Annotated in this window: 22 protein-coding genes and 6 pseudogenes; 11 read left to right on the top strand and 17 right to left on the bottom strand. The window is 68.8% G+C overall.

Annotation, left to right across the window (positions count from 1 at the left end):
- Window positions 1-706 precede the first annotated feature (706 nt).
- Window positions 707-1,111, bottom strand: a complete 405-nt coding sequence (locus ACWDO5_RS11610; RefSeq protein ID WP_450530116.1) for a hypothetical protein — start codon at window positions 1,109-1,111, stop codon at window positions 707-709.
- 703 nt (window positions 1,112-1,814) lie between these two features.
- Here ACWDO5_RS11610 and ACWDO5_RS11605 point away from each other — a divergent pair.
- Both ACWDO5_RS11605 and ACWDO5_RS11600 read left to right on the top strand, forming a co-directional pair.
- A complete protein-coding gene (locus tag ACWDO5_RS11605) occupies window positions 1,815-3,215 on the top strand; it encodes a hypothetical protein (protein ID WP_450530115.1) in 1,401 nt (466 codons plus the stop codon).
- 285 nt (window positions 3,216-3,500) lie between these two features.
- Window positions 3,501-3,692: pseudogene (locus tag ACWDO5_RS11600) on the top strand (CorA family divalent cation transporter); the annotation flags it as partial.
- 511 nt (window positions 3,693-4,203) lie between these two features.
- Here ACWDO5_RS11600 and ACWDO5_RS11595 read toward each other — a convergent pair.
- From ACWDO5_RS11595 to ACWDO5_RS11570, 6 genes and pseudogenes are all read right to left on the bottom strand, one after another.
- Entirely contained in the window at window positions 4,204-4,746 is a 543-nt protein-coding gene (locus ACWDO5_RS11595) for an FABP family protein (RefSeq protein WP_450530114.1), read from the bottom strand.
- A gap of 92 nt (window positions 4,747-4,838) precedes the next feature.
- Window positions 4,839-5,138, bottom strand: a complete 300-nt coding sequence (locus ACWDO5_RS11590) for a hypothetical protein (protein ID WP_450530123.1) — start codon at window positions 5,136-5,138, stop codon at window positions 4,839-4,841.
- Window positions 5,138-5,734: pseudogene (locus ACWDO5_RS11585) on the bottom strand (ATP-binding cassette domain-containing protein); the annotation flags it as partial. The gene ACWDO5_RS11590 and the pseudogene ACWDO5_RS11585, both read right to left, overlap by 1 nt.
- Window positions 5,735-5,792: 58 nt before the next feature.
- Window positions 5,793-6,562, bottom strand: a pseudogene (locus ACWDO5_RS11580) (pyridoxal-phosphate dependent enzyme); the annotation flags it as partial.
- Window positions 6,563-6,890: 328 nt separating this feature from the next.
- Window positions 6,891-9,002 carry a SpoIIE family protein phosphatase gene (locus ACWDO5_RS11575; protein ID WP_450530113.1) on the bottom strand — a complete coding sequence of 704 codons (2,112 nt, stop codon included), beginning with the start codon at window positions 9,000-9,002 and terminating at the stop codon, window positions 6,891-6,893.
- Window positions 9,003-9,289: 287 nt separating this feature from the next.
- A complete protein-coding gene (locus ACWDO5_RS11570; protein ID WP_450530112.1) occupies window positions 9,290-9,649 on the bottom strand; it encodes an ArsR/SmtB family transcription factor in 360 nt (119 codons plus the stop codon).
- Between the two features lie 65 nt (window positions 9,650-9,714).
- Here ACWDO5_RS11570 and ACWDO5_RS11565 point away from each other — a divergent pair, with 65 nt between their 5' ends.
- A complete protein-coding gene (locus tag ACWDO5_RS11565; protein ID WP_450530122.1) occupies window positions 9,715-10,788 on the top strand; it encodes a cation diffusion facilitator family transporter in 1,074 nt (357 codons plus the stop codon).
- 338 nt (window positions 10,789-11,126) lie between these two features.
- On the opposite strand, the gene ACWDO5_RS11560 is transcribed toward ACWDO5_RS11565, so the two are convergent.
- Window positions 11,127-11,846, bottom strand: a complete 720-nt coding sequence (locus tag ACWDO5_RS11560; RefSeq protein WP_450530111.1) for a DUF1775 domain-containing protein — start codon at window positions 11,844-11,846, stop codon at window positions 11,127-11,129.
- Window positions 11,847-11,904: 58 nt separating this feature from the next.
- The gene (locus ACWDO5_RS11555; protein ID WP_450530110.1) at window positions 11,905-12,072 is read right to left on the bottom strand and encodes a hypothetical protein; all 168 of its coding nucleotides are present in this window, start codon (window positions 12,070-12,072) and stop codon (window positions 11,905-11,907) included.
- A gap of 367 nt (window positions 12,073-12,439) precedes the next feature.
- On the opposite strand from ACWDO5_RS11555, the gene ACWDO5_RS11550 reads away from it, so the two are divergent.
- The gene (locus tag ACWDO5_RS11550) at window positions 12,440-12,901 is read left to right on the top strand and encodes an ArsR/SmtB family transcription factor (RefSeq protein ID WP_450530109.1); all 462 of its coding nucleotides are present in this window, start codon (window positions 12,440-12,442) and stop codon (window positions 12,899-12,901) included.
- Window positions 12,902-12,992: 91 nt separating this feature from the next.
- Window positions 12,993-13,096: pseudogene (locus ACWDO5_RS11545) on the top strand (BBE domain-containing protein); the annotation flags it as partial.
- On the opposite strand, the gene ACWDO5_RS11540 reads toward ACWDO5_RS11545, so the two are convergent.
- The 5 genes from ACWDO5_RS11540 to ACWDO5_RS11520 all read right to left on the bottom strand — a co-directional run bounded on the left by ACWDO5_RS11540 (window position 13,048) and on the right by ACWDO5_RS11520 (window position 18,889).
- Window positions 13,048-14,397, bottom strand: a complete 1,350-nt coding sequence (locus ACWDO5_RS11540) for an FUSC family protein (protein ID WP_450530108.1) — start codon at window positions 14,395-14,397, stop codon at window positions 13,048-13,050. The pseudogene ACWDO5_RS11545 and the gene ACWDO5_RS11540 overlap by 49 nt on opposite strands.
- Before the next feature lie 27 nt (window positions 14,398-14,424).
- The gene (locus ACWDO5_RS11535; RefSeq protein WP_450530107.1) at window positions 14,425-14,853 is read right to left on the bottom strand and encodes a DUF2267 domain-containing protein; all 429 of its coding nucleotides are present in this window, start codon (window positions 14,851-14,853) and stop codon (window positions 14,425-14,427) included.
- 95 nt (window positions 14,854-14,948) lie between these two features.
- Window positions 14,949-15,446 (bottom strand): Hsp20/alpha crystallin family protein, encoded by a 498-nt coding sequence (locus ACWDO5_RS11530; protein ID WP_450530106.1) that lies wholly within the window; start codon window positions 15,444-15,446, stop codon window positions 14,949-14,951.
- Entirely contained in the window at window positions 15,446-17,383 is a 1,938-nt protein-coding gene (locus tag ACWDO5_RS11525) for an MFS transporter (protein WP_450530105.1), read from the bottom strand. Before ACWDO5_RS11525 ends, ACWDO5_RS11530 begins: the two co-directional genes overlap by 1 nt.
- Window positions 17,384-18,328: 945 nt before the next feature.
- Window positions 18,329-18,889 (bottom strand): GNAT family N-acetyltransferase, encoded by a 561-nt coding sequence (locus tag ACWDO5_RS11520; RefSeq protein WP_450530104.1) that lies wholly within the window; start codon window positions 18,887-18,889, stop codon window positions 18,329-18,331.
- 132 nt (window positions 18,890-19,021) lie between these two features.
- Between ACWDO5_RS11520 and ACWDO5_RS11515 the strand changes: the two genes are divergently transcribed.
- The 4 genes and pseudogenes from ACWDO5_RS11515 to ACWDO5_RS11500 form a co-directional block, all read left to right on the top strand.
- Window positions 19,022-19,588 carry a helix-turn-helix domain-containing protein gene (locus ACWDO5_RS11515; protein WP_450530103.1) on the top strand — a complete coding sequence of 189 codons (567 nt, stop codon included), beginning with the start codon at window positions 19,022-19,024 and terminating at the stop codon, window positions 19,586-19,588.
- 90 nt (window positions 19,589-19,678) lie between these two features.
- Entirely contained in the window at window positions 19,679-20,134 is a 456-nt protein-coding gene (locus ACWDO5_RS11510) for a YbaK/EbsC family protein (RefSeq protein ID WP_450530102.1), read from the top strand.
- 112 nt (window positions 20,135-20,246) lie between these two features.
- The gene (locus ACWDO5_RS11505) at window positions 20,247-20,405 is read left to right on the top strand and encodes a hypothetical protein (protein WP_450530101.1); all 159 of its coding nucleotides are present in this window, start codon (window positions 20,247-20,249) and stop codon (window positions 20,403-20,405) included.
- Window positions 20,402-20,473, top strand: a pseudogene (locus ACWDO5_RS11500) (hypothetical protein); the annotation flags it as partial. The gene ACWDO5_RS11505 and the pseudogene ACWDO5_RS11500, both read left to right, overlap by 4 nt.
- A 361-nt stretch (window positions 20,474-20,834) precedes the next feature.
- Here the strand turns inward: ACWDO5_RS11500 and ACWDO5_RS11495 are convergent.
- Complete coding sequence (locus ACWDO5_RS11495; RefSeq protein WP_450530100.1) at window positions 20,835-21,809, bottom strand: quinone oxidoreductase family protein; 975 nt, start codon at window positions 21,807-21,809, stop codon at window positions 20,835-20,837.
- Window positions 21,810-21,934: 125 nt separating this feature from the next.
- On the opposite strand from ACWDO5_RS11495, the gene ACWDO5_RS11490 reads away from it, so the two are divergent.
- The gene (locus ACWDO5_RS11490; RefSeq protein ID WP_450530099.1) at window positions 21,935-22,582 is read left to right on the top strand and encodes a TetR/AcrR family transcriptional regulator; all 648 of its coding nucleotides are present in this window, start codon (window positions 21,935-21,937) and stop codon (window positions 22,580-22,582) included.
- A 64-nt stretch (window positions 22,583-22,646) separates the two neighbouring features.
- Window positions 22,647-23,294, top strand: a complete 648-nt coding sequence (locus ACWDO5_RS11485; protein ID WP_450530098.1) for a class I SAM-dependent methyltransferase — start codon at window positions 22,647-22,649, stop codon at window positions 23,292-23,294.
- 363 nt (window positions 23,295-23,657) lie between these two features.
- Here the strand turns inward: ACWDO5_RS11485 and ACWDO5_RS11480 are convergent, their stop codons facing one another.
- Both ACWDO5_RS11480 and ACWDO5_RS11475 read right to left on the bottom strand, forming a co-directional pair.
- Complete coding sequence (locus tag ACWDO5_RS11480) at window positions 23,658-23,888, bottom strand: hypothetical protein (RefSeq protein ID WP_450530097.1); 231 nt, start codon at window positions 23,886-23,888, stop codon at window positions 23,658-23,660.
- A 139-nt stretch (window positions 23,889-24,027) separates the two neighbouring features.
- Window positions 24,028-24,411: pseudogene (locus ACWDO5_RS11475) on the bottom strand (tyrosine-type recombinase/integrase); the annotation flags it as partial.
- Window positions 24,412-24,572 lie beyond the last annotated feature (161 nt).

Here is a 24,572-nt window from a genome sequence, read left to right as displayed (position 1 = left end):
CATCTACGAGGTGCCTTGCTGATTGTGCGTGATGGTTGTGTGGTAACTCCCATCTTCGCAGGTCAGCAGGCACCTCTCTTCATTTCTCTATCCACAGGACACGGGACAGTCGGTGGATCGAGGCTTAGGCCCGCTCTTAGCACTGACGCAGCGCGGCCCTATCACGGCTCGGGCGAACCTCGGAGCACCACACAGCATCCGCAGGAGGTTCGCCATGAAACGCACATCCATCATCCTGCTCACCACGGGAGCCCTGGCCGCCGCGATCACCGGCACCGCTCTCGCGGGCGGCAGCCCAGACGCGACCCCCACCCCGAGCACATCGTCGGTCGCGACCACGACCGAAACACCGACCACGACCGCGACACCGACGCCGGTTCCGACGTCCGATGTGACGGCGAGTCCGACCCCGACCGCGACGGCAAGCACATCGGTGAGCAGCGGACGCGCCGGCGAGATCGCCCTGGGCGGTTCTTCAGACCGCGCTCGTCGTGGAGGCGGCCGGTGTCAGTCCATCTCTTGCCCGCCTGGGGCAGGGTGCGGTGCGCGATCAGCCGCCCCCAGCCGGTTCTGGGCAGCCGGCAGTCCGGCAGGGCAACGGCGATGGCCTCCTCCGGGCGCAGGCCCGCCTAGTACATGCCCGCGAACAGTCCGACCAGGCGACGGCCGCGCGCCCGGCGGTATCCGCCGACGTAGGAGATGGCGGTCAGTAGATCCCGTGCCTGGTGCGGTTGGCCACCACCCGCGGGTCCACCGCGACCGCCGGCTTGGGTACCCGCCAGCGGATCCGGGCCAGCGGGTGGCTGCCCAACTCGCCCCGCTCGATGGCGTAGTGGAGGGCGTGCACCAGCACCTTGCGTTTACGGCGCATCGTCTCCACGGCCGCCTCGCCGCCGTCGAGCTTGCGGCGCAGCGACTCCAGCACCTCCCGCGCCAGGATCGGATCGTGCAGGTCGACCAGGGGCCGGGACGCATTCGCCACCCACTGCGGCACCAGCCGGTCCTCCACCGGCAGCTCCCGCTCCCCGACCCCGGGCACGACAAAGGCCCAGTGGCGCAGGGCACGACGCAGCACCTGCTCGCGCGGCCGGCCCGGAACGTCCCAGAGCATCGCCAGGGTGATGGGCGGTCAGCCCGTCGCTGACCTCGTCCCGCGTCTTCGCCGCCCGGCCCGGCCAGTGCGCCCGCGCATACTCGGTCGCGAAGGTATACCAGCTCAGCTGGGACAGACCCCGGGGCCCGTATGCAGAGTCGGCCCCCTGGGCCAGGCCCGCGCGAAGGGCCCGCACCAGCTCCGCGCCGAACTCACCGGCCATATCCGCGACCGTGTTGTCACGTCCCTGGGGCGTTCCGTCGCTGTGCGGCCGTGGCCGGCTTTGGTCCACTGGGGGTTCGAAGCCTTCTGCGGCTCGATCATCTTGATGCTCGTGTGAATCCATGCCCGCCTCCTCCTGGTCGGCAGGGGCATGACTGCCCGCACACATGGCCCCGACATCCCCCGGTACGGGCGTACTCGAACCGTTGCGGATTGACGGGTGGCGATCGTAGGACGTTCGGCATGCACGGAGGTGTCGAGAACGACGTCGATTCCGCGTTGCGGAGACCGCCGTGGAAGTTCGCACATGAACGGATAACCGAAAAGGTTCCGGTCCGGGGCTTCCAGGGGTTTTCAGAGACGACTGCCGTGCATCTGGGGAGCCCGGCCGGCGTGGCCGGTTCTCTGCCCCAGCGCAGCTTGCGCACTTGTGTGCGCCCCGATGCTCCGACCTACCGTTCACGGCCGGCCGGAGCACGCGGACACCGCAGGGGGACGCATGGCAAGAACCGCGCGACAGATCCTGAAGGAACTCAACCTCCAGACGAGCATCCACGTCCGTTCGACAGCGCACCTGGTGGAGCACACAGGCAAAGCAGCGGCAGCCATCGACGCACAACGACGCGAGAAGGGCCAGGAAACGGGTCGCAGAAAGCCCGACCTGCAGCCCGTTGCCCGGACCGAGTGCAGCCGGTCCATCGAGCTGACGCCGTGGCAGGTACTGCATGCCGTAGCGCGGGGCTACGCGCTGGCCGGTCAGGGAATGGCACGCGGGCTCGCCGAACACTGGCAGAGCCTGAAGTACTGCGAGGCAGTGCACGGCGACCGAGCCGGGGCCATGGAGCTCACCAACAAGGGCCGCACGCCCGAGCGCAGGTACAAGGCCATGCAGTCCCAGGAGCTGGGCATCGGCTTCGGACTCGCGGTGGCAGAACACATCGTGAAACGGCAGTACCCGGACCACGCGGTCTCGGTCGTGGACACGAGCACGGTGCTGCGAGCCGGCTGGGCCCTGGGAGGCTCGGAACGCTCGAAAGGCTCACGGCCCCGGCCGGACTACCTCATCGAGGCGTGGAAGCCCGGCGAGCCGTCGATCGTGACGTTCGTGGTGTGCAAAGGAAACCACCAGAAGCCGAGCAAGCGGACCAGCCGGTCCCGCAGCACCACGGCCCGGCAGCTGGCCAGGGGCTCCGAACTGGCCGAGGGCATGCAGATCGGTCCGTGGAACACAGCGCAGTGCCTGCTGCTCTCCACCGAACTCATGGGACAGGGCGGAGTCGTGGTCAACGCCCTGCAATCCCCCGGTGAAGCACTCCTTCCCGAGCGCATACCCGGCGCGCCGCGAAACGCCGACCTCGCGGCAGAGGACAAGAGCGGCATTCCCTACCCCAACGCGATCCGCATACCCGCCCGCGAGGGGCAGAGGGCACGGACCGTCGACGGCTTCCAGGTGCCCGAGGAGGACCTTGCCTGGTTCGGACAGATCCTGGCCCGCACCGGGAGCGCCGGCCTGACCGCATTCGCCGGCGGAGGACCCCGGACAGCCCAGTACCTGACAAAAGGCCAGGGACGGCAGCACTACGACGTGCCCGCCTTCGCCGCCACGTCCAGCGTCCACGACGCACACATCATGATCGGCGGCACCAAGTTCGTCGGAACGGATCACGTCTTCCGCATGGAAACCGTACGGATCGAAGCATTCTCCGGCATGGCCGAGGACCTGTACGACTTGATCAGCAACGGCCGCGTCGAAGAATACCGGCATGCCGCGTACAAACTCCGCTCCGACTGGAACGGAACGAATGCAGCCAGACACTGGAACGGCCCGATCTCGTTCCACGAGGACGGAACCGTCATGGCCCTGAGCATCCTGCCCGTCCGCAGAAGGCGCGCGCTATGAATCACCTCCCGGCACGGAGAAGGCCATCCCCTGCGTGCATACCGAGGCATCCGGGAGTCACGCACGGTACATGCCGCACCCACTTCACAACGCGAACACCAGGGCACAACGAGACCTTCCCTCGGACTCCCCTGGGGAGAATCTGGGGAGTATGGACGCCTCTGGGGAGCGCGTGGGGAGAATCGACTGCGTCACCGGGTACGAGCCTGAAAGACCGTGAAAGAAGGATCCGCGCAGGTCAGAGACAAAATCGATCGCCTTGCCGCAGGTCAGGGCCACCTGGTAGACGACTTCAAGAAGATTTCAAGCTGGGCGGCAATTCTGTTTGCACCCACACTCGTTGGCACCATCTACGGCATGAACTTCGAGAACATGCCAGAGCTGGGCTGGAGCTTCGGATACCCCTTCGCACTCGACCTGATGGCGCTGGTTTGCATCACTTTGTACGTTATTTTCAAGCGTCGGGACTGGCTCTAGACGCGACTGATCTCTCCGCAAGCAGTTTGCACTGCTTGCTCTCGCACCTGCCGAAGACAGGGCCGCTCAGGAAGACCCTGCGTGAGGAGTCGGCCTGCAAGCTGATGGCCGCGTCCAGCTCTTCGCCGGGAATCCGGCGCAGCGACTGCACGGCATCGTGCGCCATCTGCTCCATCTTCGCCCGTTCGCACAGTCCCCGGACCAAGCCCCGTACTTCCTGAGCGATCCTCCATGCGGTAGCAATGCCCTTGAGGAGCGCCGTGCCAACCAGTCCGCAAAAAGTGTCGCGTGCGTCGCGGCCAGAGATGATGGCCCTTCCCGTCCGGTTCGAGCACCTTCACCGCGGCCACCTGGAATGTCCCGCCGGGTGAACTCGACGAGGGAAGCGATCGGGTTGGCGGCCATGCCCGGATTCAGCGCCCCCATCACATGGAGTGCGTGAAGGTTTTGGAGCTGGTGAGGAACGGTTCCTGACCGAGCATCCTCCCGTGCACGTGACGGCAGGCGCGGACTACCCCCTACGCCGCAGCCGTGCCGAGAGATGGTGCTGCAACGGCTGACCGACCGCCGCGAGGTCGTGGACGAACGTGAGCGTGTCGTCGTCGATCAGAGCGTAGCGCCGGCGGGTGGCGTTGACCTCCTTGGCGGTGGGGGTGAGGGCCACCTCGTGGGTGGAGAGGTCGACCGTGTCGTCGGTCGCCTGGCCGACGGCGATCTCGGCGATGCCGGTGGGCTGGGTAATCAGCGCCTCCACCCGGCCGTCGGGCTGGAGCCGCCACCAGCCGCTCTCCCGAGCCGACGGGCGCAGCGGTGCGTCGTCGGCGTCCAGCAGCCAGGCCCGGGCCTCATAGCGGAGGAAGGGACGGCCGTCGTGGCTGAAGGTGACCTCCTGCCCGTACGCGAAGTCCACGGCGAGCGTCGGGTACCCGCCGTGGCCCCGCCCGCGCCAGGTGCCCAGAAGTCCGATCACAGGCGAGAGAAGTGCGTGCGGGGCGGGCGCCACATCCGGTCGGTGGCCGTCGGGGTACGGGTGCTCCGCTGCGGGGTCGAACACGGTGTGCGCTCCTGGGGTCGGGGCCGGTGCCGGGTGGAAGCCTAGGGTGTCGATCCACGCGGCGACGGGCAGGGAAGGCTGCCCCCGGCCCATCACTGTCGTGCGGAGCACGGTGGTTCGGCAGAGCCCCGGGCTCGAAACAGTAGAAAGCTGACTGTCACTGGCGGCTGGGAGCATTGCTTTCGGGTTTGGAGCACTGAAGGAGCAGAGATTGATCGCCGGCGCCACTGAGTAGCTGACCGGTGTGGAGCGGTAGCCGTCAAGCATCGGGCATCCACTTGAGTGGACCACCGGTGGATGATGCTGCGGTCCAGGCCGCTGTAGCTGGTTTCGTCACCGGACAGAGTCCCTGCAAGGCGTGTCTGCACCAGTGTCTCCATGAGTCCGGTCATCACCTGCGCCGGTGTGTCATCGAGCCGGTCGAGCACCCGCATGAGGCCGGCATTGCCAGGCGGGCGGAGCCTTCCACGAGTGAAGCGGTGAACCCGTGCCGCGGCGTGGTGAGCACCTGCTGTGCCGGCTCCTGCTCGATGAGCTCGCCGGCGTCCAGTACGGCGATCCGGGCGGCAGTCGCTGCGGTGTCGAGGTCGTGGGTGATCAGGACCAGGGCCAGTTCGGGCCGCTCGCGCAGCAGGACGGCGAGCGTGTCCAGGAGCCCGCGTCGGGTGACCGTGTCGAGGCCGGAGGTGATCTCGTCGCAGATCAGCACCCGCGGCCGGGCGAGCAGGGCCCGGGCGAGCGCGGTCCGTTGGAGTTCGCCGCCGGACAACTGGCCGGGCCTGCGACGTACCAGCTCCTCCGTGAGGCCGAGGCCGGTCAGGGTGTTCAAGGCCTCGGCAAGAGCCTCTCGCGGGTTCGCTCCTCGCAGTTGGACCGCCGTGCGTGCCACCTGGTCCAGGATCGGTCGGTGTTCGTCGAACGCGGCTTTCGCGTCCTGGAAGACGTACTGGACCGCGGCCAGTTGTTCACGGGTCCGGGCGCGCAGGCTGCCAAGCTGGTTGACCAGGAGGAGCCTAGTTCGAGGTGCACGCTGCGCTGACTGACCTTCACGGGCTCTCTTCCAGACGTGGGTTTCGGCTATCCAGCGGGTCGGTGACGGCGCGGCACCGGGCCCAGCCGGTGCCTCCACGGCCCGCGGATGCGGGATCTCGACGGGGCGCCTGGCCGCGGTGGCCGGGTCGAGCCCGTGGGCGGCGGCGAACTCGTCGTCGTAGACGCTGCCGAAGATAGCGATGCGGCCCGTCGGGGAAGACGGTGGCGACGACAACTCCCGGGTGGACGCGGGCGGCCCAGGCCGCCACGAGCGCCACGGCTCCGGTGCTCCAGCCGCCGCTGACGAAGTTGCCGACAGCGAGCCTTCGGCAGGCGTCCGCGGCCTCGGCCGGGCCGACCCAATGGACCTCGTCGAAGGCGCCGTAGGCGACGTTGCGTGGATGGATGCTGCTGCCCAGGCCGCGCATCAGGCGGGGCCTGGCGGGCCGGCCGAAGATCGTCGAGCCGGTGGCGTCCACGCCGATCAGCCGGAGCCCGGGCCAGTGCCGCCGCAGCGGTCCGACCACACCGGCGCTGTGACCTCCGGTGCCGACGCTGCACACCAGCACGTCGAGGTGGTCCACTGAGCTGCAAGCTCGGCAGCGAGGGAGGCGTAACCGACGATGTTGTCGGGGTTGTTGTACTGGTCGGGCCAGTAGGCGTCCGGCAGCGTCGACAGCAGTGCGCGCAACCGGGCCAGCCAGGCGGCCTGCCATCCGCCCTCTGCCGCCGGGCGGTCGACCAGCTCCAGCCGGGCACCGTATGCGCGCAGCGTGCGCTGCACCAACTCGAAGAACACCCGCCCGACCGTGGCGGTGTAGCAGTGGAAGAACTCCCCGTTCTCGTCCCGGTCGTAGAGGATGCCCAACTCCGCCAGTGTTGCCAGGTTCTGTGGCTCCAGCTCGTAGCGGGCGTCCAGGTCGTCGTAGTAGTTGAAGGGGATCGGGAGCAGCCCCGTGCCCCGTTCCCGGATGCGCCGGGCAGCGCCGACGATGTCGTCCGTCGCCAGCGCGATGTGCTGAAGACGGGTGTCCTCTGCGCCCGGCGCCGGCGCGAGGGCGCACGGTCCATCTGCCTCAACGGCTCTTCGACTGCGCCCTGCTCACGGGACGTCAGAGGGTTTCGCGGTTCTCTGTCCCGTCCGCCACCGCAGCCTCCGGGCTGCCGATGCGGGCAATGAGCAGGGCGATGTCGTCGTCGGCGGATGCGGGGGCGAGGTGGGCGAGCAGGGTGTCGCACACGTCGGCCAGCCGTGTGGTGCCGGTGAGCAGGTGGGTGAGTTCGGCCAGGCGTTCGTCGATGTCACTGCCGCGGGCTTCGACCAGGCCGTCGGTGTACAGCACGAGAAGACTGCCCGGGGTCAGGACCACCTCGGTAGTGGTGAACTCGACGCCGCCCACGCCCAGCGGGACTCCCGCAGACAGCTGCAGAAGGCGCGCGGTGCCATCCGGGTCGACGACGACGGGCGGCGGATGACCAGCGCGAGTGATCTGGCAGTGGCCGGTGCGCGGGTCGCAGACAGCGTAGAGGAAGGTGGCCAGCAGCGGGTCGGAGAGGTCGGCAAGGGCGGCCTCCAGGTGATGCAGGAGCTCGACGGCGGGAAGGTCGAGGCGGGCGAGCACCCGCACCGAGCTGGACAGCCGCCCCATGACTGCCGCAGCGGCGGTGCCGTGGCCCATCACGTCCCCAATCAGCAACGCGGCCTTCCCGTCATGGAGCGCGATGACGTCGTACCAGTCCCCGCCCACCTCGTTGACGTCACTGGCCGGCAAGTAACGGTGGGCGACCTCGATCCCCGGCGGCGGCGTCACATGCTGAGGCAGCATGCTGCGCTGCAGGATCACAGCGGTGTCATGCTCCCGGCTGTACATGCGGGCGTTGTCGACGCACACCGCCGCACGGGCGGCCAGGTCGCAGGCGAGCGCCACATCGGCGGAATCGAAGGGCCTGGTCGTGCCGACGCGGCAGAAGGAAGCCACGCCCAGCACCACGCCACGGGCGAGCATGGGCGCCATCATGAACGAGTGCACACCCAACCGCAGTAGCCGCTCGGGCTTGTTGGTGTGGCGGGCGGCAGCCTCTACCGCACGGGCGTCCAGGTGGGCGATCAGGAAGGGCTGCCGCTGGACGAGAGCCTGCGTGTAGGGGGCGGCCGCCGGGAAGGACAGAGTCCGGCCCAGCGGGGTCAGGACATCGGCGACCGGCGAGCCGCTGAGAGGTGCCTTGCCCAGGCGGCGCAGCGTGGCGCCACCGTCCAGCCCGGCGCCGGGTGCAACGCCGGCGGCGACTGTTTCCAGCACATCGACGATGACCACATCAGCCAGGTGCGGCACCGCCACCTCGGCCAGCTCCTGCGCTGTCCGTTCCAGCTCCAGTGTCGTCCCGATCCGGACGCTGGCCTCGTTCAGCAGAGCGAGCCCGCGGCGGCTCGCTGCCGCCTCCGCCTGGACCTGCTGCTGGGTGGTGATGTCGATGATCGACGCGGTGACCCCGATAGGCCGGCCGTGGGCATCCTCCAGACGGACGAACGAGCACGACCACACCCGGTCGTGGTCGGGGTCGGCCGGGGTCCGTCCGATGCGGCGGAAGTCCAGCACCGCCTCCCCGCTCGCCAGGACCCGGCGCATCACCTCCTCCATCTCCCCGGTATTCACCTCCGGCAGCACCTGCGCCAGACGGCGTCCCACATGAGCCGCCTGCTGGACCCCGTTCATCGCCTGCAAGGCTGGGTTGACCTGCAAAAACCGAAGCTGCGTATCGAACACCGCGATCCCGACCGGAGAACGGGCGAACAGCCCGTCCCACACGGCCGAGGACCCCCGCACCCGGCGGGCACCGGAGGCGTCGGCCGCGAAAACCAGCACACCAGGGTTGCGATCACCGCCCGGGACAGGACACGCCCAGATCTCCAGCTCCAGCGGGTGCCCATCCCTGTGCCACGCCGTGACCACACCCATCACACCGTGACCTGCCGCGGCCGCCTCCCACAGCGACCGGCCAAGGCTCCGGTCCGCTCCCGGATGCAACAGCTCCACCACATGCCGGCCCACAACTTCCGGCGCCCGGTAGCCCAGCAGCTCCTGCGCCACCGGATCCCACCGCACGATCCGGCCGTCGGCTCCGGTGGCCACCAGCGCCACCGGCAGCACACCCAGCCATCCGCCGGCACCTGTTGCCACACCAGCGCCGCCGGTCATCTCCTCGATCGGCATGTCATCGCTCATTGCCGAGACCTCATGCCCGCAGGGGACTCTTCAAGTATGAGCCGCCGGCCCCGGCAGGGCACGGCGTCGACCGCACCCTGACCGGCAGCGCCGCGGGCTGCATGACGCGGCCGCGGACTCTCCCGTCTCCAGGCAGGCCTGGCTCTCGCAGCGGGTCGAGCTGGAGAAGGTTCGGCCTGTCGTGGGTACGCATCCAGGACCGGCCGGCCGGGGAGGACGTCGCCGCTCTCTACGCCCTGCTGCGCCGGGTCGCCCAGACCCCATCGGCCGGGGTCGAGGCCGCGCGCTCAGGCGTGCGGGGCGGCGCCTCGGAGGTGGTGGTCGGCGAGGTTGAGCGCCTCGTCGACGAGTCGGCGCAGGTGGCCGTCCGGCAGGGCGTAGATCATGCGTCGGCCGTCCTTGCGTACGGTCACCAGCCCGGCCAGGCGCAGCTTGGCCAGGTGCTGGCTGACGGCCGGCCGTGCCGCGTTGCAAGCGGCGGTGAGCGTGGTGACATCCGCCTCCCCCTTGCCGAGAGCGTGCACCAGGGCGAGGCGTGTGCGGTCGGAGAGAAGACCCAGTACCTGGGCAGCGTGGGCGAACTGCTCAGCGCCCGGATCTTGCGGGTGCGAACCGTGCGCAGGTGATAGGTGCATGCGTGCGCTCATACGCACATAATGGGTGAAGGGACATCTCCGTGTCCACCTCTGCCCTGCGTCGGAAGGCCGGTCTCGTGAGCGACCCGTTCGGACACACCCACCCGCACGAGCACCGGCGCGACCACGGACACCACCATGCCCATTGGCCTGGCGAGAGCCGCCTGGCGCGGTGGCGGCACCAGGCCGGGCATCTGATCAAGCCGCACTCGCACGAGTCCGCGGACAAGGTCGACCGTGCGCTGGAGTCCTCCGCGAAGGGCATGCGGGCGCTGTGGACATCCCTCGCCGTCCTCGGCATGACGGCCGCGGCGCAAGCCGTGGTGGTCGTACTCTCCGGATCGGTGGCTCTGCTGGGTGACACCGTGCACAACGCCGCCGACGCGCTGACCGCGCTGCCGCTCGGCGTCGCCTTTGTCCTGGGCCGCCGGGCGGCGAACCGCCGCTTCACCTACGGCTACGGGCGGGCCGAGGACCTGGCGGGCATCGTCATCATCCTCACCATCGCCGCCTCGGCGGCCTTCGCCGCGTGGACGGCCGTCGACCGGCTGCTGAACCCCCAGGAGATCAGCTATCTGCCCGCCGTCGCGGCCGCGGCCGTGATCGGCTTCATCGGCAACGAGTGGGTGGCCCGATACCGCACCCGCGTCGGCCGTGAGATCGGTTCAGCCGCCCTGGTCGCCGACGGCCTGCACGCCCGTACCGACGGATTCACCTCGCTCGCCGTGCTGTTGGGCGCGGGCGGCGCCGCGGTCGGCTGGCAGCTCGCCGACCCGATCGTGGGCCTGGCCATCACCACCGCGATCCTGCTGGTGCTGCGCGATGCCTGCCGGGAGGTCTTCCGACGGGTCATGGACGCAGTCGAACCCGCCCTCGTCGACACCGCGGAACAGGCACTGCAGGAGGTGTCGGGCGTACGGCAGGTGAGCGAGCTGCGGCTGCGCTGGATCGGCCACCGACTGCGCGCCGAGGTCGCGGTCGTCGTCGACGGCGAGCTGACCGTTCGCGAGGCACACCAGGTGACCGTCGACGCCGAGCACGCACTGCTGCACGCCGTACCGAAGCTGACCGCGGCCCTGGTCCACGCCGACCCGGCCCCGGTGCCCGGCGCCCCCGACCCTCATCTGGTCCTGGCCCATCACGCTGCTTGAACTGCCCGCGCTCGACCGACGACCCGGTCGCGGGCCTGCGCCGGCGGCGCCGGCCCTTCGGCACGCCCTAGGAGCCATGCCGCACACGAACTCTTCCGTGGGCGACGCCGGCCGCGACCGGGCTGGTGTGCGCCACGGCCCTGACGCGGCTGCGTCGGCGGGACGATCTCACCCGCCACCCCGAACTTGCGGCGGTAGCAGGGTGAGGCGTACGTCATGTGGCGGTCTGGTCGGCGCACCGGGGACATCGGGCGCATTGCGGACCGCATGAGCCCTGCTGTGCTGCCGCAGCGGCAGCACAGCAGGGCCGCGTACGCCGCTCAGATGCCGATCGGGCGTTACGCGCCGGCGGAGGAGCGGCGGCGCACCGCGTAGCCCACGGCCGTGAGGGCGACCACGCCGGCCGCGCCGATGCCCACCCAGACACCGGCCGACAGCCCATTGCCATCCTTCTTCTCTTCCGTGGCGGACGGTGTCTTCGACGGGCTCGGCGACAGGGCCGTCTCGCTTGAGGTTGGGGACGCGGTGGGGCCGGGGCGCACAGGCTTCGCGCCGGGCGCCGCAGCCGCGAGCTTCAGCACCGGGGCCGGACTGCCGTGGCCGTGCTCGTCGCCGCCGCCGGACTCGCTCAGCTCGATCCAGCGATCGATCCTTCCGTCGCTGTAGGTCTGGAGCGTCTTGAATGCCAACGCCTTGGCGTCGGGCAACTGCCGTACGGTGACGGAGTATTCGGCCCCCTTCCCCACGGCGACGGCCGGACCCTTGACCGTGTAGCCCTCGTCGTTTGCGGTGAAAGTCCAGCCCTTGGGGCCTTGGCCGTAGGCGACGTCGGCAGGTGACATGCCCTTGGGCAGGACGACGCGCAGCTCGACTATGCCCGCCTTGACGGACTCCGACTCGGCGTTGAAGCTCAGCGTGACGTCCTCGGCGAGTGCCTGGGCTTTGTCGGCCGCGACCTCGACGTGCGCGGCGGCAGGCCCGGCGGTCAGCAGAACGGCGGCGGTCGCGACGGTCAAAGCGGTGCCCAGACGGCGGGTGGTCGTACGGATACGGGACATGGGAGTCTCCAGTGCAGGCATGAGAAGCCGGGCAGCAGCGAGCCGACCGGGCAGGTCGTCAGAAGGCGGGAACCAGCGCCGCCTTCGGAGGACCTCGCCTGACCACCACATCCGTGAGCACCACGCTGCCGGGCGGCGGCCGCCCCGCCCCGGCAGCCCGCGTCGCGCCGCAACCACCACGGTCATCGAGGCTTGCCACGAACTCGTACTCCCCCCTGAACGGCATCGCAGCACTCTCCCACTGGGGAGGCGGGAACAGCTAGAGCCGGGCGCCCAGCCGGATGATCGTCGTCCCGTTGCTGGACGGGCCGGCGACCCCTGGGGCTTCCTGCGATCTCTCCCAGGCAGACACATGTGCCAAACGGCGGTTGGCCCACAGCCGAGCCGTGGCCCCAACCGCTCCTAAACAGAAGGGAGTTGATGCGGAAGACTCTCCCACGCACTGTCCCGGATGCTGTCCGACCCCGACTGCTACAGCAACCTGACCAGCGGGGCAGGAGACGAGGACGAGCTGGGATCTCGGCCGCGTCCGTCGGCTATGAGGCGCTCGCCGAGGTGCATCAGTACGTCGAACTGGACCGGGCGGTAGCAACATGGTTGAACGTTCGCCGTCGGTCCTCGACCTGACGTACGCGGCACTCGCAGACCCGACCCGGCGCGACATCCTTCAGCGGCTCCGGCGCGCCGAGGCTCGCGTCACCGACATCGCCCGGCCGCTGCCGATGTCGCTGAACGCGGTGTCCAAGCACATCGCGGTACTCGAACGCGCGGGCCTGGTCCGGCGGGAGATCCGCGGTCGGCGTGGAAGCGATCTGGCCCCACACCCGGGCGGATGCCGGGCCGGCTCCGCGCACCCAAGAAGCGGCTCCGGCCGGACGACAGCGTTTCGGCCGTCATCTGCTCACGCAGCTCGTCGACAAAGACCGCGGCATCCAGCGGCTTGCGCAACTCCCGGTAGTTCTCCGCCCGCCGGAACTCGAAGTCCTGCGGCAGGTCCATCCGGGTTGCGCCACTTGTCGGCGCCGACCACCCAGATCTCCTTGCACTTGGGCTGATCCCGCAGTGCCCGGAAGGCGACGGGGATGTGCGAAGAGAGTGCCCGTCGGAGCTGCCCGCTCCTATCCTCGTGAGGGGTGGTCCGGCTCGCGGGTCCGGGCCAACTACCGTCAGACTATGACCGCTTGACGGCGATCAAGCGACGCTACGACCCCGGCAACCTGTTCCGCCTGAACCACAACACCGCACCCTGAGAAGCCCTCCGGGCCCAGCTCGGCCGGCGGTGCCGCAAGCGCTGCCGGACGGTGTCGTTCATGGTGCGTACGCTCGGCCGCAGCCGTCGCAGCAGGCTTCCGGCGACCTGCCCGGGCCATGCCTGCCAACTCCGTGCCGCGCGGCTGTTCTCGGCGTCCAGCGGCTGGGGTCGCCTCGCGGCGTCCAGCTCGCTCATCAGCCGTTCGATATGGGTCAGCAGCGCCCCGTGCAGTTCCCAGGCGCCGGGCTCGCGCTCGGTTTCCGACAGCAGCAGCGCTGCGATCCGGTCGTGTTCCGCGCGGGTGCCCGCCAGTGCCTGCGCGAGATCCGACTTCACCGGCGTGACGGCTGGGGCGGTGCGCGGCGCGGTCTGGGAAGCAACCTCGGCAGCGACGAGGCGACCGAAGCAGTCGACCGCGTCGGCGAGGTGGTGCAGGAGCTGCTGCAGTCCCGCCGCCACCTCCCCGGAGTACACCGGTCTGTCGCCTCCTCGCAGTTCGGAGAGTTCGGCGAAGGAGCGGCAGAGCGAACGCACGCTCACCACGCAGTGCTCGAGCGTGTCCAGACCGCTGCGCAGGATCAGTCTCGCCCCGAGCGCCTGGCGGCCCCGTGGATTGAGCCGCAGGCTTTCCTCCGCCCGGGCCAGCGCCCTGTCCACGTCCGTGGTCTCGTGGTCCAGCCGGCGCGCCTCCTCCACCCAGGCCGCGGCCCGGGTGGAGGAGGCGTCCTGCCCCAGTTCGTCGCCGACGCGGAGGAGCAGCAGACGCAGCCGCCCGGCCAGGTCCCTGATCGCTACCCCTGCCGGCTGGACGTAGACCGGAGGGGCGACCAGTACGTTGAGCAGGACACCGACGGCGGCGCCGATCAGCGTCTCGACCACTCGGCCCACCGCCTCGGTCGGTTCTCCGCCTACACCGAGCACGAGCATTCCGGTGATGGCCACTTCCTCCACCCACGGAGCGAGGTGCAGCAGGTGGCCGACGGCGAGGGAGGCGAGAACGAGCAGTCCCAGGCTCCACCAGGTCAGTCCCGCGACCGCGGCGAATGCCACGGCGATCAGCACACCCGCGACGACGCTGGCAATCCGTCGGATCCCTGTGGTCAGGGTCGCGTACAGGGTGACCTGAACGACGAGCACCGCGGTCAACGGGGCGAGCAGCGGCTGCGGGTTGTCGGACAGCCACAGTCCCGCGAGGTAGGCGAGGACAGCGGCGACGGTCGAGCGCAGCGTCTGTACGACGACGGGCTCCTTGCGCCGCCTGACCAGGCCCACCATCGGAGCAGGGGCTGCGCGTACCATGCCGGGGTGCCGTACGGGGCGGAGTGGCTACGGCAGAACGGTAGCCAGCGATTTGGGCATGGCGGCCTTGACGTCCGCCCACTCCCCATCGCTGACGTGGCCCTTCAGGACCCCCAGTACGGTCTGCACCAGCTGTTCGGTGTTCCCCTCGATCGCGTACGGAAACTCCTGACGGACGCGGGTGAGGAACTCCTCCCTGTCCATCTTCACGGGCGTTTCGGAGGGCTTCCACCCGTCGTAGTAGATGCCGCGTATCAGAGTCGGAAGCTGCGCACCGAACTGCGCGATCTCTTCGACCGTCAAGCGGTCCCGCAACGGGTGCAGAACCGCGCGCAGGGCGGCATACGACTGCTTCCGGCGCTCCTTGGGCCATCCGTACGCCTGCTCGATCTCCTTGAGGAGCCGGTTGGCCTTGTCCACCATGGTGTCGAACGAGGAAAAGCCTGTCTCAACCATCTCGTGGTCCTTCCGCTGCCTGCGGCGGCGCCGGGCCCACGGCCCTTGCGGCCCATGGGCCGCAAGGGCCGTAGCAAAGGCCGGGTCCGGCGGTCTCAGCCGCCGCTACCGCTTTTGTCGGTGATCTCGATATGGCGGGGCTTTGCGACCTCCGCCTTGGGAACGGTGACCGTGAGCACGCCGTCGGCCATATGGGCCTTGACTCCCTCCGTGTTCACTTCGCCGGGCAGCAGTATCCGGTACTCGAAGCGGCCGGTACGGCGGGTGCCGCGACGCAGGACGCCTTTGCGCTCACGTTCCTTGATCTCTCCGGAGACGACCAGTTCCTGGCCGCTCACCTCGACGTCGACGTCCTTGCTCTTGATGCCGGGGAGTTCCACGTCGACCTGGTAGGCCTCGTCGGTTTCGGTGACATCCGCGAGCGGGGTCCACGCCGGCACGCCCACGCTGGGCACCGCGCCTCCCACGGTGGACTCGAGCAGCCCGCCCATCTGGCTGATCAGGTCGTCGAACTCCGCCAGTGGATTCCGCGCCCGGAGGGCCGGCCGCTCCATCGTTCCACTCGCACGCTGTCGTCGGACGGGTGCGGTCATCACCCATCACCTCCGTCATCTCGGTTGTTCGGGGTTTGCATGGGCCTTCCGCCGGGTTCGGCGAACCGGCCCGGCGGAGCGTAGAAGTCATCGGGCAGGCTCTTCGCGCGCGACTCCCGGACGGCTTCGCGCAGGGCCTTGCGGAATCGTCCGGGGCCCCACGACCGGCCTCTGACGGTCCGCTTGAGCTCGTCGCGCCGCGCCGGTCCGTGCTCTTCGAGGGCCTTGGCGATCTGCTCGATCTCGTCGTCGAGGGATTGGTCCGCCGCGGCCGCGGACCGGCTCGCCGTGCCCGTGGTGCCGACCATGCCCGGTGAGTAGAACGAACTGCCGGTTCCGGGACGGTACCGGCGTCCGTGCTCGCGTTCCTGACGGCCGGCCCTGCGATTGGCGATCCGCTGATCCCGCTCGCGGGCCGCCCGTCGGACGCCCTCGGGGCGGGCGCGCTCGCGGGCGGCCGCCGGGGAGGGCTCGTTTTGCCAGTCCGCTTCGGCTTCCTCGGCGGTGAGGGGCCGGGCGATGTTCTCGAGGGACTGCTGCTCGGCGCGGACGCCGAAGAAGATTTCCGCCAGACCGCCCAGGGCCATGGCCGCTGCTCCGATGATGAAGCCTAGAGCCACCAGTTCGGAGTTGCCGCTGTGGATGAACTGGCCGAACAGCAGCGGGCCGGTGATGCCGCCGACGGCGGTGCCGATCGCGAAGAACAGCGAGATGGACAGTGCGCGGGTCTCCATGGGGAAGACTTCGCTGACTGTCAGGTAGGCGGAACTCGCTCCCGCGGAGGCCACGAAGAAGGTCAACGCGACCAGCAGGAAGAATCCCCATGTCGACAGTGAGCCGTTGATCAGCAGGATGGCGAGGACGACGGCGACGGTTGCCGAGCCGAGGTAGGTGGCGGTGATCATGGGTTTCCGGCCGACGGTGTCGAACATGCGGCCGAGGAGGAGTGGTCCGAGGAAGTTGGCGATCGCGAAGATGGCCATGAAGTAGGGGACGGAGCCCGATGCGACGCCGAAGAAGCCGCTCAAAATCGTTCCTAGGTCGAAGACGATCGCGTTGTACAGGAACGCTTGGCCGATGAACAGGGCCAGTCCGAGGGTCGCGCGGCGCGGGTAGCGGTGGATGGCGACGCGGGCGATCTCGGTGAAGGGGATGACGTCGCGCTGGCGGACGGTGATGGCCTCGCTCGGTTCGGGAAGCTCCTGGCCCGTCTCCTCCCGCACTTCGGCTTCGATCTGGTCGACGATGCGTTCGGCTTCCTCCTCGTGTCCGTGGATGAACAGCCATCGTGGGCTTTCCGGAACGTGGCGGCGCACGAGCATGATCCCCAGTCCGAGGATGCCGCCGAGGCCGAAGGCCAGCCGCCAACCCAGGTCTGCCGCGAGGAGTTCGGTGTTGAGGAGGACGAGTGCGGCCAGGCTGCCGAGCGCGGCGCCGACCCAGTAGCTGCCGTTGATGGCGAGGTCCACCTGGCCGCGGTTGCGTGCCGGGATCAGTTCGTCGATGGCCGAGTTGATGGCGGCGTATTCCCCGCCGATGCCCATGCCCGTGATGAACCGGGCGAGGAAGAGGTACCAGGCATCCTGGGCGAACGCGGTCGCGACCGTGGCCAGGATGTAGATCCCCAGCGTCAGCATGAACAGCTTCTTGCGGCCGAAACGGTCTGTGAGATGGCCGAAGAGGAGTGCGCCGATGCAGGCGCCCGCCACATAGATCGCAGCGGCGGTTCCGATGTCGGCGCTGGTGAGGGATATGCCGCTGCCCGGCTCGGTCATACGGGAGGCCACGGCTCCGACGATGGTGACTTCGAGCCCGTCGAGGATCCAGACGGTCCCGAGGCCGATCACGATCCGCCAGTGGAAGCGTGACCACGGCAACCGGTCAAGACGAGCCGGGACGCGCGTTGTGACAGTGCCCAGTTCGGTGCTGGTGGTCACGGCGTTCCTCCCCGTACTCCACATCGGCAATTCGGTGGAAGAGCGGGCGAACGGGCCGGAATATCTCCCTCCGTATAAAGTGGATCACTATGCTGCGCTGCCGGCTTCTCGGACATCGCTTTCGCTTCCTGAGCGAGGGCGACACGATGCGCTGGGACTGCGCCCGCGGATGCGGCGCTGGGGGCGCCAAGCAGTATCCGGCAGCCGAGGACGCCCGGCGCTATGCGCGGGCCTTCGACCGCGAAGACCGGGAGGACCTCGGCCGTCGAGCCCCGCTTGTCGGGCTGTTTCCGCTGCGGTTGCTGCGTGCCCTGCGCGGGCGGCGAAAGACTCCGGGACCAGGTGTGGAGCCTCCGGCACGCTGATGCGTCGGGTGCTGCGCCGCTGCACGGGCACGCCGCGCGATGCCGGCATCCCCGGTCGCGGCACGCGCGACGGGCAAGCGGGTCGGAGTCCATGTCCTCACCTCAAGCTCTGATCGGAGCCTCGTCGCGGTCTGCGGTCCCCGTGGGGACCGGCCTGGGGACCGCGTCGTGCGGAGGTGACGGCCAGGACCCACTTTATGGCATTTGTGCCGAAAGCGAGAGTCCTGCTGGAGTTGACGGAGGAAGACGTACCGATGACTGCCTGGCGGCACCGCACGGAAGCCCGACTGCGCTCGCAGGTCGACTGACGGGAGGGCTTTCACCTCCGCAGGCGGAGGCGCCGGGGCCGGTGTGCTTGCGACGGTGAAGACGGCGACACGTAAGTGCGCTGTCTGCGATCGGGTCGGCCGACGCTGTGACGGCCATTCACCAGGGCGGCCCACACGGCGCTCGGGTGCGAGCGTCGGCCACCCGATCGGTCCAGCGGCGGATGAACAGCGCGGCGTCGGGCGGGCTTGTGGTCCCGCCGGCCGTCACGGGCGCGGGCCTGCCTGGCGGGTGGTGTCGACGATGTGCCTCGCTAAGACACTTGCTTGCCCGCCCGCCACTCCGGCGCAAGTGCTGACCAGACCTCTATGTCGTGCCGCTTCCCCCGGTACAGGTAGCTTTCCCGCAGCACTCCGTCTTTCGTCATCCCGAGCCGCCGGGCCACGGCGATGCTGGCCTCATTCGCCGCCTTGACCCGCCACTCCACGCGGTGGATGTCCCGCTCTTCAATGGCCCAGTCGATGATCACGCGCGTGGCCCGGGTCACCAGCCCCTTGCCCACCGCCGACGGCTCCAGCCAACAGCCCGCCTCGGCGGTGCCCTGACCCACGTCCATCGTCCGGAAGAGGACTCCGCCGACCAGCTTGCCGTCTGTCCAGATGCCGTAGATCCGCCCGGCGTCGGCTGCCGCCTTCTCCGCGTATGCCTGGAGGTACGAGCGGCTCGACTCCAGGTCCGTGACGACGTCCGGTAGCGCGATGTACCGGCCGATGAACTCCCGTCCCCGGTCCATGTGGGCCAGGAACTCCTCGGCCCGCCACGGCTCGAGCGGGCGCAGCTCCGCGCCGTCGTTGCCCAGGGATATCGCGTACATCGTCACCCTCCATGTCGTCGAAAGCCGGCGCAGACTGCGAAGGGATCTTCTCACGGGGCGACGCCAGTTGGTCGTTAAAATGGCCAATCGGTCACCTTGCCAGTACGCGATTGGTTGGGATACGGTCACGCCGTGACGGACGTGATGAGGTCGGTCGCGATCAACGTTCGCCGGATCCGCCAAGGGCGCGGGCTGTCGCTGAACGAGCTGTCGCGGCAAGCAGGGGTGGCAAAAGCGACTCTGTCGCAGCTTGAGCTGGGACGCGGCAATCCCACCATCGAGACGCTGATGTCGCTGGCGACCCATCTGGGGGTGACGCTCACCGACCTCATCACCTCCGAAAGCGCTCCCGCAGCGCGCGTCACACGCGCCAACGAAGGCACGACAGTGAGAGGAGACGGGCTTGATCTCAGGCTCGTGCACCGCATGACGGGCGGCGCCACGATGTACGAGATCTACGACATGCGCATGCGGCAGGGCGTGTATGAGTCCCCACCGCACGGCGTCGGCGTCATGGAGCACCTGATCATTCATCAGGGCAGCATCACTGTCGGCCCCAAGAACGACCTCGTGAAGCTTGAGGCCGGGGATTTCATCGCTTTCTCGGCAGACCAGCCCCACTCGTACGAGTGTCTTGCTCCGACGACCCAGGCAACCCTGATCGTGCTCTATCCGACAGGAACGCCGTCGCTTCCATGACCTGGCAGAGATGAGATCAGAAACTGCTCACAGCCCTCGGCTGTGCAGCACACGACAGGGGAGTTGTTCTTGCACGAGAGAGTACGACGCGTGCGCGCTGTCCTGCGCGAGAACGGTAGCGCTGAAGAGGTGGTCGAGCTTCCGGCTCCGGCACCTACCGCCGTGGAGACGGCAGCGCAGCTCGGGTGCACGGTGGGCGCGATCGCTAACAGTCTGGTCTTCGCCGTCAACGGTGAGCCCTTGCTCGTGCTGACCAGCGGAGCCCACCGGGTGCATACCCGGCTGCTCGCCCGTCTTCTGGGTGTGGGCCGCGGCAAGATCCGGCGCGCCGACCCCGATTTCGTGTTCGCCGTGACGGGCCAAGAGGTAGGGGGCGTAGCGCCCGTGGGGCATCCGCACCCTGTTCGCACGCTGGTCGATGTCACGTTGGATGAGCACGATCACGTGTGGGCGGGTGCAGGCATGCCCCACACCGTGTTCCGCACGACGTTCACTGAGTTGTTGAAGCTGACCGGCGGTGAGTCCGCCGTGGTCTCCAGCGAGTAAGACAAGCGGGGCGGTGCTCAGCCGCCCGCTTTCTGGCTGAGCCAGGTGACGTCACTACCTCACGCCTGATCAAGTTGCCGATCACGGCCAGTGGTTGGCCGCCGGCATCCCAGTGATCCAGAGCACCGGGTACTCCATGGCGTACGGGGCGCTGCTGATGGCACCGTTCGCCCTGGCCCTGGGTGACGGCACCGCCTTCGAGCCCACGCTGGAGTACGCCGGCTCGCACTCGAAGCTTCAGGACTTACCGACCCAGCTGGCGCCCCCCTGACGTTCCAGCCGCATGACTTCAGACAGATCTTCATCACCGATGCGATTCTCAACGGCCTGCCTCCCCACATCGCCCAGGTGATCGCAGGTCATACGTCGATCAACACCACCATGGGTTACGCCGCGATCTACCCGACGGACGCAATCGAGGCGCACCGGGCCTTCATCGCGCGTCGCCGGTCGCCGCGGCCAACCGAGGAGTATCGGGCCGTCACTCCGGAGGAGCGGCAAGAGTTCCTTGGTCACTTCGAGCGGAGGAAACTGGCCCTGGGCGACTGCGGACGCGCCTACGGAACCGACTGCGTCCACGAGCGCCTGCTTAACCGAACTGATCTTGAAGCGGCTTCCTCGGCATCGCGGCCGCTGCCGTTGACTGAAGGTGACCATGGAGATTCCCGTGCTGATGTGAGATTCGGCGTGTCGCGTCTTTTTAGGGCAGGAGGAGGACGCGGCCAAGCTGGGACCGGTCTTCGAGTAGCCGGTGTGCTGCGGCTGCCTCGGCGAGCGGGAGGCGGGCGTGCACGGCCGCGTGCAGTTGTCCGGTCGTCGAGTATTCGGCGACCTCGGTCATTTCTTGCCGGGCCTGCTCGGGGTCGGCCGCGCGCCATGCGATGAGGGAGAACCCGGCCACGGACTTCAGGGCGAAGAGGTTGGTGACAGGCAGGCTGGTCAGCTCGCCGCTCGCAGCTCCGTAGATAACAATCCGGCCGAACGGAGCCAGTACGTCGAAGCTCCGCTGCAGGGTCTCGCCGCCGACGGAGTCGAGAACGACGTCCACGCCTCGCGGCGCGGCCTTGCGGACCTGGTCGGGCCAGTCGCTGTCCGTGTAGTCGATGGCGATGTCGGCGCCGCACTTTCGGGCGAAGTCGAGTTTGGCCGGTGAGCCGGCGGTGGCGATGACTGTGCCGGCGCCGAGCAGTTTGGCGAGTTGTACGGCCAGGTGGCCGATACCGCCGGCCGCGGCGTGGATCAGTACCGTCTCACCCGACGCAAGCCGGCCGGTGCGCAGGGTCCGGAGTGCAACCGGGGCGCCCATGGGCAGCATGCTGGCTGCACCGAGGTCGAGTCCGTCGGGTATCGGGGCGAGCCATTGCGCGTCGGCGACGATGTAGTCGGCGAACGCGTCCTCGGCCAGCCCTGCGACTCGTCGGCCGACCTGCTGCGTGTCGACGCCAAGTCCGACGGCTTCGACGGTGCCCACCACGTCGCCGGTAAGTTTGCCGGGCAGGGGGCGCTGGAAGATCGCCCCGCTGGACGGCCCGCGCCGGAACTTGGTGTCGACGAAGTTGGCCCCGATCGCCTCGGCCCGGATGAGCACCTGGCCCGGCCCCGGCGTGGGGATTTCGGCCTCCTCAATCGTGAGGACGTCCGGATCGCCGTATTCGTAGTAGCGGACTCGTCGCATGATGACTCTCCTGAGGGGCCAACGGGCAAGGGGTGCCACCGCCGGGAGCTAAAGTGGACTTCCGGTCAGCTTCCGGCGACCGTACTGGACCGTCGGTCCAGTTGTCCATGCGGGGTGAGGACTCGATGACAGAAGGCCGCCGCGAACGTGCCGACGCGGCACGAAATCGGCACGCGATCCTGCTGGCGACCGAGGAACTCCTGGCGCGGCACCGGCCCGAGCAGATCTCGATGGAACAGGTCGCCGCCGCAGCCGGCGTCGGCAAGGGCACGATCTTCCACCGCTTCGGCAACCGCATGGGCCTTATGCGGGCGCTGATGGCAGAACGGGCCCTTGCCCTGCACGAAGCCGTCACGACAGGGCCACCGCCGCTGGGCCCGGGTGCCCCACCACGAGAGCGCCTCCTCGCCTTCCTCGACGCCGTCGTTGGCGTGGTCGCCCGCAACAAGGGACTCCTGGCCGCGCTCGGCCACGCCGTGACGACAGCACACAAGCCCGAAGAGGATCCGCGCAGCGCGCACCCCGTCTACCAGTTCTGGCACGGCCACATCACCTCGCTGATCAGCCAGGAGCGTTCGGACCTGGACGCCGAACTCCTGGCCCATATCCTGCTCGCCACCCTGCACAGCGACCCGATCCTGCGCCTGCTGGAGCAGGGCGCCGGCCAGCGCCTCGCCGATTCGCTGCGCACCCTGGCGACCGCCTTGCTCAACGCCTCGGCGGGCAGCACCGAGCCGAGGAACGGCCGCCACCCGAACGCCCCGCAGCGGTGAGTTGCGGGAGGGAAGACCGTGATTCTCGCGGCTCGCCTCAGTGCCAGGAACTACTGTCGCGAGCATGGTCGAACACGATGCCCTCAGTGCCACCCGCGAGGCCTACGACGCTGCTGCCCTCACCTATGCGCAGCAGTTCCGCGACACGCTGCGTGACAGGCCCCTGGACCGCGCGATCTTGAGTGCCTTCGCCGAGGTCGTAAGTGCGAGTGGGGACGGTCAGGTCGCGGACCTGGGGTGCGGACCTGGCCATATCACCGCTTATCTGGACGAGTTGGGGCTGGCGGCGTTTGGTGTTGATGCCGCTCCTGCGATGATCAAGTTGGCTCGACAGGCCTATCCGAGCCTGCGGTTCGACGTGGGCTCGATGGCCGCGTTGAACATCGCTGACGGCGTGCTGGGCGGCGCACTCTCACGTTGGTCCATCATCCACACTCCGCCGCAAGAACTCCCCGTCATCTTGGCGGAGTTCCGCCGCGTGCTGGCACCTGGCGGCCACCTACTGGTCGGCTTTTCGGCAAGCGATGATCCGTCTCACCCGACGCAGGTCTTCGATCACACAGTCGCGCCGGCCTATCGGTGGTCGCCTGATCACCTCGCCGCGATGCTGCGCAAGTCGGGGTTGGCCGAGGTAGCCCGGATGGTTCGCGAGCCTCAGCCCACCGACCGACGGCAGTTCCAGGAGATTCAACTGCTCGCCCGCAAAGCCTAGGCAGGGGCAGCCTGACCGAACACATGACCGCATCCAACCTGCCGGACGCGGAGCCGTCAGGCCCCAGGCGTCGACTCGCGAACCCGTCGGGGTCCCGGACCTCGGCCATGGCGGAGGCGAGATACCGATGCGTGCGGGTGAGCATCCACGGCAGATCGGGGCGGATGACGTCTCCGCAGATCAGCATGAGCAGCCCCGAGGAGAGGTCTTCGCGGTCATGCGACGGCGAGCGCCCACGGTCGCGCAGCCATTGCAGCGGAAGATCCACCCAGGTGGCACCGGGAAGATCCTCCGCGCCGCTGGCCGTCCACCGCTGCTGCCAGGTGTCTCCCGGAAGGCTTGCCAGCCAGCTCAGCAGTTTGTTCACCCCGCGTCGACGCCCGGCTCGGGTGCCGTTGACCGCCGGACGAACGGCGGCGCGGTCAACCGCCGCAGCGTCTCCTCCAACGGCTGCGCGGTGTGTGGCCACCACGGCTCGGCCACCCGGGCCGGAAAGCGTGCTCGCAACTCGCTGTTGCGCACCTGGGCCTGCTCCGCCGTCGCGTTCGGAACCTCCAACGGCCTGCGCGTCACGTGTTTGACAAGGGCGGTCACGACGACCGCCCAAAGAGGACGTCCATGCCGGGTTGTAGCCCGGCGCCGGAGGCGGCGGCACCGGCTCGTTGCGCTGGTGGGCCTGACGTGCCTGATGGGCCAGCACCCCGGCCACGACCTCGTCCTTGTGCGGCGTCAGATACACCTCCGTGGTGGACAAATGAACGTGTCCGAGTACCCATTGCACGTCGGCCAACGTCAACTCCGGGTCGCGCACCATGCGCGCGGCCGCGCTGTGCCGCAGGTCGTGAAGGGTCCAGTCGGCGCCGAGTGAGGCGTTGCCCCGCTCGAACATGCGGTGGGCACCGTGATAGGTCAGCGGCCGAATCGGGAGTCGTCGTGTCCACCACACCGGCCGCGTACGACCACGTGGCACCTGGCCGTGTACCTCCTGCTGATAGAGGCGCAGCCACACGAACGCGTCCGCCGACGCCGGTACCTGCTGTACCGCCCGCGAGCCCTTCCGCACCACACTGATCAACTGCTGGCCGGGGTCGACGTCGCGCTGACGGATGCCGATCAGCTCCGAGGCCCGGCTCCGGTGGAGATCCAGAACGCGACCAGGGCCCGGTCGCGATTGGAAGGCAACGCGGCGAAGAGCTCGTTGAACCAGCCGTCAGGAATCGAGCGCGGGATGCGCCGCGGAAGACTGGGCCGGTAGCTCTCCGGGTTCCGTGCCAACCC

The organism is Streptomyces sp. NPDC000880 (assembly GCF_053599675.1).
The sequence above is the reverse complement of the archived record's forward strand: the minus strand, read 5'-3'. Positions and strand labels throughout refer to the sequence as shown.